Source organism: Streptomyces chrestomyceticus JCM 4735 (assembly GCF_003865135.1).
GTDB lineage: Bacteria > Actinomycetota > Actinomycetes > Streptomycetales > Streptomycetaceae > Streptomyces > Streptomyces chrestomyceticus.
Genome location: NZ_BHZC01000001.1, coordinates 6,462,519 through 6,475,197, shown reverse-complemented (window position 1 = coordinate 6,475,197; position 12,679 = coordinate 6,462,519). Strand labels below are relative to the sequence as shown.

General features: G+C 73.7%; 8 protein-coding genes and 1 pseudogene. 7 read left to right on the top strand and 2 right to left on the bottom strand.

Going from position 1 to position 12,679, the window contains the following annotated elements; all coding sequences use genetic code 11:
• Positions 1-54: 54 nt before the first annotated feature.
• Positions 55-693 (top strand): mycothiol-dependent nitroreductase Rv2466c family protein, encoded by a 639-nt coding sequence (locus EJG53_RS28035; protein WP_125047206.1) that lies wholly within the window; start codon positions 55-57, stop codon positions 691-693.
• A 40-nt stretch (positions 694-733) separates the two neighbouring features.
• A complete protein-coding gene (locus EJG53_RS28030) occupies positions 734-1,540 on the top strand; it encodes a maleylpyruvate isomerase family mycothiol-dependent enzyme (protein WP_125047205.1) in 807 nt (268 codons plus the stop codon).
• Positions 1,541-1,717: 177 nt separating this feature from the next.
• Here EJG53_RS28030 and EJG53_RS28025 read toward each other — a convergent pair whose 3' ends face one another.
• The gene (locus tag EJG53_RS28025; protein ID WP_125047204.1) at positions 1,718-2,953 is read right to left on the bottom strand and encodes a helix-turn-helix domain-containing protein; all 1,236 of its coding nucleotides are present in this window, start codon (positions 2,951-2,953) and stop codon (positions 1,718-1,720) included.
• 14 nt (positions 2,954-2,967) lie between these two features.
• A complete protein-coding gene (locus EJG53_RS41225; RefSeq protein WP_167515176.1) occupies positions 2,968-3,111 on the bottom strand; it encodes a hypothetical protein in 144 nt (47 codons plus the stop codon).
• A gap of 284 nt (positions 3,112-3,395) precedes the next feature.
• Between EJG53_RS41225 and EJG53_RS28020 the strand changes: the two genes are divergently transcribed.
• The 5 genes and pseudogenes from EJG53_RS28020 to EJG53_RS28000 all read left to right on the top strand — a co-directional run bounded on the left by EJG53_RS28020 (position 3,396) and on the right by EJG53_RS28000 (position 12,674).
• Complete coding sequence (locus EJG53_RS28020; protein WP_125047203.1) at positions 3,396-4,343, top strand: PorA family protein; 948 nt, start codon at positions 3,396-3,398, stop codon at positions 4,341-4,343.
• Between the two features lie 209 nt (positions 4,344-4,552).
• Positions 4,553-5,860 (top strand): glycosyltransferase family 4 protein, encoded by a 1,308-nt coding sequence (locus tag EJG53_RS28015; RefSeq protein ID WP_125047202.1) that lies wholly within the window; start codon positions 4,553-4,555, stop codon positions 5,858-5,860.
• A gap of 7 nt (positions 5,861-5,867) precedes the next feature.
• Positions 5,868-6,593 (top strand): class I SAM-dependent methyltransferase, encoded by a 726-nt coding sequence (locus tag EJG53_RS28010; protein WP_125047201.1) that lies wholly within the window; start codon positions 5,868-5,870, stop codon positions 6,591-6,593.
• Positions 6,590-11,118 (top strand): annotated as a pseudogene (locus tag EJG53_RS28005) (alpha-(1->3)-arabinofuranosyltransferase domain-containing protein). The gene EJG53_RS28010 and the pseudogene EJG53_RS28005 overlap by 4 nt, the downstream one beginning before the upstream one ends.
• Positions 11,115-12,674, top strand: coding sequence for a condensation protein (locus EJG53_RS28000; protein ID WP_244955368.1), 1,560 nt, complete (start codon positions 11,115-11,117; stop codon positions 12,672-12,674). The pseudogene EJG53_RS28005 and the gene EJG53_RS28000 overlap by 4 nt, the downstream one beginning before the upstream one ends.
• The last annotated feature ends 5 nt before the right edge of the window (positions 12,675-12,679 follow it).

The following is a 12,679-nucleotide window of genomic DNA, read 5'->3' as shown; positions in this document are numbered from 1 at the left end:
AAGCCGCTGCCGTAACTCCCGGCCGGAAGTTGCGAAGCGAACTATCGTGGCGTCATGACTGCTCAGAATGCGTCTTCTCCGGACAACATCCGTCACACAGTCGACTTCTACTTCGACCCGCTCTGCCCGTTCGCCTGGATCACCTCGCGCTGGATCCTGGAGGTGGAGGCCCACCGCGACATCGACCTGCGCTTCCGCGTGATGAGCCTGTCCGTTCTCAACGAGGGCCGTGAAGGGCTGCCGGAGCAGTACCGGGAGCTGCTGGCCAAGGGATGGGGGCCGGTGCGGGTGTGCATCGCCGCCGCCCAGAAGCACGGCGAGGAAGTACTGCGCGACCTGTACACCGCGCTCGGTACCCGTCTGCACAACGACAGCCGGCAGGACTACGGCACCGTCATCGAGGAGGCACTCGCCGAGGCCGGCCTGCCGGTGGAGCTGGCCGCTGCCGCCGACAGCACGGAGTACGACGACGCGCTGCGCAAGAGCCACCACGAGGGCATGGACCCGGTCGGCGAGGAGGTCGGCACGCCCACCATCCACATCGACGGCGTGGCCTTCTTCGGCCCGGTGCTCACGGCGATCCCGCGCGGCGAGGACGCCGTACGCGTCTTCGACGGCGCCCGGCTGCTCGCCGGTTACGACAAGTTCTTCGAGCTGAAGCGGACGCGGACGGGGGACCTGGACTTCAACTGACCCGAAGCCGGTTGTCAGTGGCGGGACTTACCGTGGCGTCATGAACGCTTCGACGTACGACCGCCACTGCTCCGAAATCGTCGCGCAGACCGACCTGTTGAGGTCGCTCGTACGGGGCGCGGACCGGCTGAGAACCCCGGTGCCCTCCTGCCCCGGCTGGAACGTCGGCCAGTTGCTGCGGCATCTGGGCGGTGCGCACCGCTGGGTCGAGGAGGTCATCCGTACCGGTACGGAACGGCCGCCGCCCGACGGGCACTTCCGCGATCTGTCGCCGTACGCCGACGAGGACCCGGCCGTGCTGGACGGCTGGCTGGGCGAGGGGGCCGCCCTGCTGGCCGAGACCCTGCGGACCGCCGGGCCGAGCGCGGAAGCCTGGGTGCCCCTCCCCCAGCTCGGCCCGGCGGCCGCGTTCTTCGCCCGGAGGATGGCCAACGAGACGGCGGTCCACCGCGCCGACGCGTTCCTGGCCGAGGGCGCGCCGTTCACCCTCGGCGAGGAGACCGCCGCCGACTGCCTCGGCGAGTGGCTGGAGCTGGTCGCACAGCCGCAGACCCTCGATCACCGCCCGGAGCTGCGGGACCTTCTCGGCCACCCTGGTCGCACGCTGCGCTTCCGGGCCGGCGGCACCGCACCGGGGACGGCGGCCGACTGGCTGGTCGACCTCACGGGTGCGGCGATCTCCTGGCGCCACGCACCGCGCGAGGAGGCCGCCGTCACCGTCAGCGGCCCGCTGACCGACCTGCTGCTGGTCCTCTACCGCCGGCTGCCCGCCCGCAGCCCCGGCATCGTGATCGGCGGTGATGCGGAACTGCTGGACTCCTGGCTGGAACGGGTCAGCTTCGGGTGACGGGGGGGACGGGTACCGGCGAAAGCAGCGTTGCTGGAGCCGGGGTACGAGCGGTTCGTGGAGTCCGGTTCGTTCCCGATGTACGCGGGGATCGGCGACACGGGCGACGGGGGACGCTGCGGCTGGACGCGCTGTCCGAATTCGGGACGGCCCGGCTGCTGGACGGCTTCGAGGTGTTCAGCGACGGCTGGAAGGGCCGCCCGGCACCCTGAGTTCGCCGCGCAGCCGCCGGGCCCGCAGCACCAGTTCCAGCTCGAAGCGGCGGTCCGGATCGTCCACCTCGTCGCCCCACAGCTCGCGTATCTGGCGCAGCCGGTAGCGGACGGTCTGCGGGTGGACGCCGAGCCGGGCGGCCACCTCGGGCGCGCCGCCGCGCGTCTCCAGCCAGGCGAGGAGGGTCTCGGCCAGCCGGCGGCCGTGGGTGGGCCCGCAGTGCGCCAAGGGCTCCAGCCGCCGCCGGGTCAGGTCCTCGATCAGTTCCTCGGGCGGCAGGAGGACCAGCGCCTCGGTGTGATCGGTGCAGTGCAGCAACTGCCCGGCGGGCAGCAGGCCCCGCTCGATCAGATCCACCGCGGTGTTCGCCCAGCGCAGCGACTTGGCCGCGTGCGCCAGCGGTACGGCCGGGCCGAGCGCGCCCGACCACCCCGCCGTGGCGCGCTGGAGCAGTTCCCTGCGCCCGGCGGCGTCCGGCTCCGGCACCACCATGCGGGGCCGCTCGCACTCCATGTCCAGGAGGACGTCCGTACCGACGGCGGGTGCGACGGACTCGCGGGCGGGGCGCAGCAGTACGGCCACGGCGACCTGCGCGGGCAGTGCCCAGCCGATCCTGGCGGCGCGGTCGGTGAGTGCGGGGGCAGTGTGCGCGCGTGCCCCGGCCGCGAACAGTTGCTCCATGAGCCGGCGTTGATGCCGCAGCCGTTCGCCCGCCTGACGGGCCGCGGCCTCGGCGAAGCCGCGTACCGATTCGGCGACCAGCCCGTCCAGGTACTCGAAGCCCGATTCGGCCAGTTCGTACATGGCCGGGGCCGGAATCGCCACCTGCTGGCCGATTTCGGCCAGCCGCCGCCAGGCCAGCCGTACGCCCAGCCGGTAGATGGCTTGCAGGGCATCCAGGCTGCGGCCCTGGATGCCCGCGCCGCGGCCGAACTCCTGGAAGATACGCGGGTGGACGTGCGGACTGTCCAGGCCGGCGGACATGTGCTCCACGAAGTGCTCCAGCGACTGCCGGATGCCGACCAGCGCGCGCGGCTCGCCGTACTCGTCCAGAGCCAGCGGCAGTTGCGGATACTCCCGGCGGATCTCCGCCAGGATGCGCTGGGCCAGTGCCGGGACCTCGTCCAGAGCGCGCGCGGCGAACTCCCGTACCTGCGCCGGGGGTACGTCGCGCCAGGCCGAGCGGACCGTCTCCACCACGCCTGCGGCCTCCCCTAAGGCGTCCGGTCGAAGGTCACCAGGGGCACGTTGGGCTGCTCCGGCGTGGCATCCAGGGCGGCCACGATGCCGAGGGACGCGCCTACGGCCAGGGCGGCGGCGCCCAGCGAAGTCAGTACGGCGGCGAGCAGTCTGTGCATGGCGCGGCGGGCCCCTTCGGTGGCAGGTACGTCGAGGGTTGCGCGGCGCACCGGCCCGGCCCGGCCCGGTCCGCGGACGGCCTCGGGCGCCCGCGGGACCGCACGGTGACGGCCGCGGTGCCGTACCGCGCCGGCGGGGCGCCGGACCGCGGCGGCCGCGGTGCCTGCCGAGTGTGTGGGGGCATTGACGGCATGTCAAGGATGCGCCTACGGTTCCCGCCCGTTCCCCCGGACCACCGCCACGCCGCACGTGCACTGCCCCCGCAGCCCTCAGGAGTGCTCGTATGCGTAAGACCGCCTCACCCTTTTCCCTGGTCCTGCTGGGCCTCGGTGTCTTCCTCCTGGTGCTCGCCCCGATGCTCGCCTGGTACGTCGCGCCGCGCGCCCAGCGCACTCCGGTGGACGTCGACGTGACCACCGTCTTCACGGGCACCGGCAGCTACTTCGACACCGGGACGCTGCGTACGAAGAACCGGCAGAAGATCACCATCACCCGGCACGTACTGGGGGACGTGGCGGAGAGCGAGCGCAGCGGGCGGGCCGTGTGGGACGTGTCCACGACCGTCGACACCCCGGTGACGCTGGAGCTGAAGGACCCGCGCAAGGCGTTCCAGTGGACGCTGGAGCGGTGGGTCACCGACCGGCGCACCAACGCCCCGGTGCACTGCTGCAAGGAGGCGCCGACCCGCTTCGAAGGGGACGCGTACCTGAAGTTCCCCTTCGACGTGCAGCGCCGGACCTACCGCTGGTGGGACAACACCCTGGGCGCCGCGGTCCCGCTCCGCTTCGCCGGCACCAAGCACGTACAGGGGTACGAGGGGTATCGCTTCACCGGGACCGTCGCACCCACCAGGACGGGCAGCCGGCAGGTGCCGGGGCGGCTGGTCGGGCGGCCGGCGCAGGGCCAGGTGCAGGCCGAGGAGTGGTACGCGAACAGCGGGATCGAGATGGTCGTCGAGCCGCGTACGGGCCGGATCATCAACGCGTCGATCTCGCCGCACAAGACGCTGCGGGCACCCGGGGCACGGACCGACGCGGTGACGCTGCTGCGCGGGTCGGGCCTGGAGTTCACGCCCGCGACCCAGCGCAGGCAGGTGGCGCTGGCGGACGCGGACAGCACCAGGCTCAAGACGGTCGGCGAGACGGCGCCGCTCGCGGCAGCCGTGGCGGGCGGCGGATTGACGCTCTTCGGGGTGGTGCTGGTGGTGCGCGGGAGGCGGCGGTTCAACTGATCCTGCGCGAAGTGATGAGGCGTCAGGCGGAACCGGGGCGGAAATTGTCACGCCGGTGAGTAGCCGCATCGAACAGGGCGGCGAAAACTATCCAGCTCACCCACCCGCGTCCCCGTCCGCGGCCCCAGGCCGGCAGGTCCGCACGACTCAGTACGCAGTACGTCCCCCCACACCACTGGTACCGCACCCTGAGACGAGTTGGAGCGCACATGCCCCAGCACGTACGACCGTCCTTGTCCGCCGCAGCGCCCGCACGCCGCGAACCGCTCACACGCCGCGAACCGCCCGCACACGCCGCACCCCCCGCACACCCCGCACCGTCCGCACGCCACGAACCGCCGGCCCACCCTGCACCACCCACCCACGCCACACCACCGCCCACCCCCGAACACTCAGGTCACTCAGAGCACTCCGAACACCCCCCACCCCCACTCCCCCACCGCATCGTCTTCCTCGCCCGCCGCGACCTGGGCAACCCCGCCGCCGGCGGCTCCGAACTGCTCGTCGACCGCATCGCCGAGGGCCTGACCGCGCACGGCCACGAGGTCACCCTGCTGTGCGGCGGCCCCGCCGCCGACCGCGGCTACCGGGTGGTCTCCGCGGGCGGCGACGCCGGTCACTTCCTGCGTGTGAGACGGCAGTTCAGCCGCCGGGTCGGCGCGTGCGACCTGCTGGTCGAGGTCTGCAACGGGATGCCGTACCTGGCGCCCCTGTGGCACACCGGACCGACGCTGTGCCTGGTCAACCACGTCCACACGGACCTGTGGGGAATGCGCTACCCCGCGCCCGCCGCCCGGCTCGGCCGGCGGCTGGAGCACTGGGCGCTGGCCGGTACCCACCGCGGCAACCTCATGGTCGCCGTGTCGGGCTCCACCGCCGCCGCGCTGCGCGGGCTCGGGGTGGAGCGGGAGCGTATCCGGCTGGTGCACAACGGTGTGGAGGAGCCGGGGCCGCTGCTGCCCGAGGCGCCGGAGCCGCTGTTCCTGGCCATGGGGCGGCTGGTCGAGTACAAGCGCGTCGATCTGCTGCTGCGGCTGTGGGAGCGGGTGCGGCCGGTCACCGGCGGCCGGCTGGTGATCGTCGGCGACGGGCCGGAGCGCGACCGGCTGACGGCCATGGCGGGCCCGGACGTGCACTTCACCGGCCGGATCAGCGAGCAGGACAAGCACGAACTCCTCTGCCGCGCCTGGCTGCTGCTGCACCCGTCGCTGGTCGAGGGCTGGGGTCTGGTCGTCATGGAGGCGGCCGCCCGGCACACCCCTGCCGTCGGGTTCGACATCCCGGGCCTGCGCGACTCGGTGGACGACGGGGTGACCGGGCTGCTGGCGCGCGGCGAGAGTTCCTTCGCCGCGCACTGGTGCACACTGGCGCTCAGCCACCCTCGTCGGCAAGCGCTGGGCGCCGCCGCCGCGCAGCGCGCCGCGCGCTTCCGGTGGAGCGCCACGGTCCGCAGCTTCCGCGCCGTGGCGGCCGAGTCGTACGCCGAAGCGCACCTCGACCTCCCCGCCGGGCGGTGATGCTGAGGTGCGGGACCCTTCCCTGCGCAGATCTCTCACCCTCTTCCGCGCCTTCCTGCGCGAGCAGCACGACCCCGAGCACTGCTACGGCCTGCTCGCCCGGGACGCCGCCGACCAGATCGAGCGGTACGAGCCGCTGAAGGGCCGGGTCGTGGCGGACATCGGCGGCGGCAGCGGGCACTTCACCGAGGAGTTCCGGCGCCGCGGCGCGCACGGCTACCTCTTCGAGCCGGACCTGCGCGAGCTGACCGCGCGCGGCCGTCCACCGAGCGGCGCGGTGCTCGCCGACGGCTATCTCCTCCCGATGGCCGACGGCACCGCCGACATCTGCTTCTCCTCCAACGTCCTGGAGCACGTGGCGGACCCGCAGACCTTCCTCAGCGAGCTGGTGCGGATCACCCGGCCCGGCGGTCTGATCTACCTGTCGTTCACCAACTGGCTGTCCCCCTGGGGCGGGCACGAGACGGCGCCCTGGCACTACCTGGGCGCCCGGCGGGCCCGTGAGCGCTACCGGCGGCGTACCGGCCGGGCCGCCAAGCACACCCTGGGCGAGAACCTGTTCGCGCTGCACGTCGGCCGGACGCTGCGCCAGGTCAGGCGGCGGGACGACGTATGGATCGTGACGGCCCGCTCCCGGTACGCGCCGTTCCTCGCCGAAACGATCCCGCGCCTGCCGGGCGTACGGGAAGTAGCCACCTGGAACCTCCTCCTCATCCTGCGGCGGTTGCCATGACCCAGACGCTCGTGTCCAGCTCACCGGGATCGCCGGACGCCGGAGGCACCCCGGCGTCCGCGCCGGGCGCGCCGCCGCCCGGACCGCCGCGCTCCCGGCGCTGGCTGCTCGCGTTCTGGGCCGTCACCTTCGTGCTCTTCCTCGCCCCGTCGGCCGGGAAGATGACCTTCGAGACGAAGCTGGGGGTGACCACCGACCCCTGGCGCTTCCTGAGCGACCTGGGGCAGCTCTGGCACGACCGGGCGGGCTTCGGCGGCATCACGGACCAGTACGTCGGCTACGCGTTCCCGTCCCTGCCGTACTACGCGCTGACGGACCTCGTGCACCTGCCGGTGTGGCTCGCCGAGCGGCTGTGGATGTCGCTGATCGTCACCACCGCCTTCTGGGGCGCGCTGCGGCTGGCCGAACGGCTGCGCGTCGGCACGCCGCCGTCCCGGCTGCTCGCCGCCGCCGCGTACGCGCTGTGGCCGACGTTCACCATGGTCGTCGGGTCCACCTCCGCCGCCGCGCTGCCGGGAGCGCTGCTCCCCTGGGTCCTGCTGCCGCTGACCAACCACCGCGCGTCCGCGCGCTTGGCCGCCACCCGCTCTGCGCTGCTCATCCCCTTCATGGGCGGCGTCAACGCAGCATCCACCCTGGCGTCGCTGCTGCCCGTCCTGCTGTACGTGCTGTCGCGTACGGGCGCCCGGCGCAGAGCGCTGCTCGTGTGGTGGATACCGGGCGTCGTCCTGGCGACCGCGTGGTGGGCCGTACCGCTGCTGCTGCTCGGGGTGTACGGCGAGGACTTCATGCCGTACATCGAGCAGGCCGACACCACGACCGGCACCATGTCGGCGACCGAACTGCTGCGCGGCGCCGGCAACTGGACCGGCTACCTCAACTTCGGCGAACCCTGGCTGCCGGCCGGCTGGACCATGGCGGCAGGCGTCGTCGCGATCCTCGGCTCGGCGCTGGCCGCCGCGCTGGGCCTGGCCGGGCTGGCCCGCCGGGACGCGCCGGAGCGGCGCTGGCTGCTGCTGACCGTGCTGGTGGTGGCCGGTATCTGCCTGACCGGGTACGCCGGTGCGCTGGGCGGCCCGTTCCACGGGCTGTGGCAGGACTGGCTCGACGGCTGGCTGCGGCCGTTCCGCAACATCTACAAGTTCGGGCCGGGCCTGGCGCTGGCCCTCGCGTTCGGCCTGGCCCACCTGGTCGGGGTGGCCGGCGAGCGGCGCGGCACCCGGCGCATCCCCGGGCGCCGCCACATCCCGCTGGTCGTCGCGCTGCTGACCCTGCCCGCGCTCGCCCTGCCGTTCCTCAACGGAACCGTCCTCCAGCCCGGCGCCTTCAAGAAGCTGCCGAACGCCTGGGAGCGGACCGCCGACTGGCTGAAGAAGAACACCCCCGACAACCGCGCCCTCGTCGTCCCCGCCACCGCGCACGGCATCTACACCTGGGGCTCCCCGATCGACCAGCCCCTGGACGTGCTCGCCCGCTCCCGGTGGGCGCAGCGCGACTACGTGCCGTTCGGGACGCCCGGCGTACGGCGCGCCATGGACGCCGTCGAGCAGGCGCTGCTGTCCGGCTCCGAAGTGCCGGGGCTGCGCGACTTCCTGGGCCGGGCGGGCCTGTACGACGTCGTCGTCCGCAACGACCTCGACCCCGACCAGATCGGCTACCTACCGACACAGACCGTCAAACGCACCCTGGAGGCGTCCGGCTACCGCCGGGTCGCCGCGTTCGGGCCGCTGACCACGGACGGGAAGATCGCCCCCGACACCCCCGTACAGATCCAGGGCCTGTACCCGCGCCAGCGCTCGGTGGAGATCTACGAACCGGTGGACACCCCACGCCCCGGACCGGTCACCGCCCAGCCCGTGTCGGACACCGCGCAGGTCAGCGGAGGGCCGGAGGCACTGCTCCCGCTGTCCGCCGACCCCACGCTGCGCCACCGGCCGGCCGTGCTGACCGGCGACAACCACCCGGGCGTCGGCACCCCGCCGCTCCAGTTGACCGGCGACGGACTGCGCCGTGCCGACACCCGGTTCGGACTGGTCAACTCCAACACGTCGTACACGTACGCGCCCGGGGAGAAGAATCACCCGGACAGCGTCCAGGACCCCGGACGCCCGCCGCGGCAGATCCTGCCCTCCGAGGGCATCGACCACCAGACCACCGGGGTGCTGCGGGGAGCCGCCTCGGTCACCGCCTCCAGCAGCGGCAACTGGCTGTTCCACCTTCCGCAGTACGACCCGGTGAACGCCTTCGACGGCAACCCGGACACCGGCTGGGCCGAGGGCAGCGCGGGCGAACCGGTCGGCCAGTGGCTGCGGATCGGCTTCACCCGGCCCACGTCCGTACCGTCCGAGATCGGGCTGACACCGCTGCCGGGGGACGGCATGCGGGCGGCGCCGACCTCCGTACGCGTCCAGACCGACCGGGGCAGCATCGAGAGCCAGTTGCTGACCAACGGCGTGAAGCAGCAGGTCAGAGCACCGGCCGGGGTCGCGAAGTGGCTGAAGATCACCATCACCGGGTCGCAGACGCCGCGCGCCGGACTGTCCGGCGCGGGCTTCTCCGAGGTGTCGATACCGGACGTACAGGTCACCCGGCTGCTGCGACTCCCCACGGACGACGAGAAGTCCACGGCACCGTCCGCCACGTACTCCCTGCACCGCGGCAGCGACCCCGGCGGCCTCTCGCCGGTCTCCGCCGAGGTCGGGCTGCACCGCCAGTTCCGTACGGGCGCGAGCGCGTCGTACGAGGTGTCGGCCAAGGCCCTGGCCGTACCGGGGCCGGAACTCGACCAGTTGCTGGACCGGGTGGCCCCCCAGCAGAAGGAACGCATCACCGCCACCGCCGACTCCACCAGCTTCGGCTCCGGCCGTTCGCTCAGCCCCCGCAACCTCGTCGACGGCGACCTGACCACCGCCTGGATCTCGGGCGACAAGCCCACCCTGCACCTGCGCTGGCCCGGAAAGCGGCCCGTCGACGAGATCGTGCTGGCCGCGGCGGGCGGCCTCTCCACCCGCCCCGAACAGATCCTGGTCAACTCCCCCGACGGGGCCGCGACCGCCGGCGTCGACGAGAACGGCCAGGCCCGCTTCGACCCGATCACCACCGACCGCCTCGACATCACCATCAGCAAGGTCAAGGAACTCACCGTCCACAACCCGGTCGCCGACCAGGCCCTCCAACTGCCCGTCGGCCTCAGCGAGGTCTACATCCCGGCCCTGGACGCGCTGCGCGTCCCGCCCCCTCGGCCGCCGACCGGTTCTCGCTGCCGTGCGGCCAGGGCCCGCCCCTGGCCGTGGACGGCACCCTGCACGCCACCAAAGCCTCCGGATACGTACGCGACCTGACCGAACGCCGACCCGTCACGGTCGAACTGTGCGCGGGCGAAGCACGCGACGGAAACCTCGAACTCCCCTCCGGACAACACCGGGTGGAGGCCGGCGACCAGGGCCCGCTGGCGCTGACGGACATCACCCTCAGCCGGGGCAGCGCCCCCGCGCCCGCGAGCGAGCGGCGGACGGTGGCGGCGGAGGACTGGGCGGGCGACCAGCGGTCGGTCCGGGTGGGCACCGGCGCCGCCGCGTACCTCCAGATGTACGAGAACGCCAACGCGGGCTGGCACGCGACGCTCGACGGCCGCGAACTGTCGCCGGTCCGGCTCGACGGCTGGCAGCAGGGCTTCCTGATCCCGGCGGGCCGAGGCGGGCTGGTGAAACTCTCGTACGCGCCCGCCACCACGTACGATCTCGGACTGCTCGGCGGCGCGCTGGGCATCGCCGTACTCATCGGCTCCGCCCTGGTACGCCGCACACCGCGCACACCACCGGAACCGCAGGCGCCGCCCGCGCCCTCCTGGGTGCTGGGCGTCGTCGCCCTGACCGTGGTCGTGGTGCTCGCCGCCGGGCCGTACGCCGTGATCGTGCCGCTGGTGGCACTGGCGGCCCGGTTCCGGCCGGGGATCCTCGTACCGGTCGCGCTGCTGGCCATGGTGGGTGCCGGCGTCACGGCGGCACTCGGCGCGGGCGAACCGGCCGCCGCCGATGCCGGGGCCTTCAGCGCCACGGCGCAGGCACTTGCCCTGCTGGCGCTGGCGGCCGCGGTGGTGACGGTGCCCGGGTCATGGGGGCGGCGCGGGGCGCGGGCGCGGGGTGGGGCGGGACCTCGGAGGGAAGGGGAATTGGCGGAGGAACCGGGGGCGGCGGCTACGTCGGCGTCTGTCGGAGGAACGGTGGCGGCGGGGACGCAGGCACCACCGTTGCCTCGCCGCCGACGGCGTGACGCGGCGTCGGAGAGTGCGGAGCCTTCGGGTGGCGCGCAGACTCCGGACAGTGCGCCATCTCCGGGCAGCGCGCCGCCTCCGGGCAGCGCGCCGCCTCCGGGCAGCGCGCCGCCTCCGGGCAGCGCGCCTTCGGACGACACACCGCCTCACGGAACACCGCCTCACGACACGCCACCTCACGGCACGCCACCTCAGGGCACACCACCTCACGGCACTTCACCGGACCGGAGCGGGGAGGAACCCACTCGATGACCGCACTGCAGCCGGCACGACGGGGACCGGCCGGGGACGGGCCGCCCGGCGCGGCGGACCGGACCGTACGGCGCATCCCGTTCCCGGTGGTCGACGAGATCACCCGGCACTGCCTCACGGACGACGAACCGGAAACCGTGCACATCGAGGTGCACCTGCCCGGGAGGCCGGACCCCGACCGGCTGCGGGCGGCGTTCCGGGAGGCGCTGTGCCGGCACCCCCGCATCCTGATGCGCCAGGCTCCGCACCGCTGGTGGCGGCGGCGGTACGCGTGGGAGCTGACCGGCGTGCCGGACGTCGACCCGGTCGTCTTCCCGCCACCGGGCCCGGACGCCCTCGAACGCGCTCGGGAGCGGGCCCTGGCCGACTGCCCGCCGCTGGACACCTCGCCGCCGGTACGGCTGGAGGTCGTCGAGCAGGGGCCGGACGGGGATGAAGACAAGGCGGGGGTGGCGGACGGCGGCACCGTACTGCTCGTCACCATCAACCACACCGCGCTGGACGGTCCGGCCTGCCTACGGGTGCTGGCCACCGCCGCCCAGCTCTACGGAGGCGCCGACAACTCCCCGGCGCCCCCGCCCGTCCGCGCGCCCGGGGCCGCCACGGGCGGCATTCCCCCGGACACGCCGCCGCTCGGCGGGCACCGTCTGGCCCGGCCGGTACGGATCGCCGCCGAACGCGGGCCCCGGAGGACGGACGGCCGGGGCGGCTCGGGCACCATGAGCGGCTCGGCCTGTCGGGGCAACGGGATGCTCATCACCGAGCTGCCCGTACCGGCCCGGCCGCCCCGCGTCGGCGGCGTCGCCGCCTTCACCGTCAACGACCAGCTCCTCGTCGCCACCTGCCTGATGGTGGCCCGCTGGAACCACGTCCACGGGCGTCCGAGCGCCCCCGTCGTCGTGACCATGCCGGTGGACGACCGCCCACGCGGTACGGACATGCCCATCGGCAACGGCACCCGGCTGGTCTCCGTCGGATTCGGCCCGGAGGAGCAGCAGGACGCGCCGCTGCTCACGGCCGACCCGCCCGACCCGGCGGCGGTCGCCCGGCTGCTGCGGCGCACCGCCGCCCGCACCCGTTCCCTGAAGGCCGCGCCGGGATCCCAACTCGGCCTCGGTGCGGCGCTGCTGACCGCGCCGGTGCTCCCGGTCGGCGCGCGCGGCGTCCTCACGCGGGCGCTGCGCACCGCCGCCGCGCCCCTGGCGTCCACCACGCTGCTGTCCAACATCGGCCGCATCCCCTATCCGCTCGACTTCGGGGACGCGGGACGCCCCACCGCCGTGTGGTTCTCGGCCCCGGCCCGGATTCCACGCGGCCTGACCGTCACCACCGTCTCCGTCGGCGGACGCGTCCAACTGGCGCTGCGCTGGTCGCACGCGCTCCTGGACGACGAGGCGGGCGCCCGTCTGGGCACCCTCTTCGCCCGGTCGCTAGCGGCCACGTCCTGGACGCCGGAGGCCGGAGACGACGGCACGGGCCGCACGGGCCCTTCGGACCGCCCGGACCCCACGGACCACCCGGACCCCACGGTCCGCCCGGAAGGAACCACCCCGTGACCCGG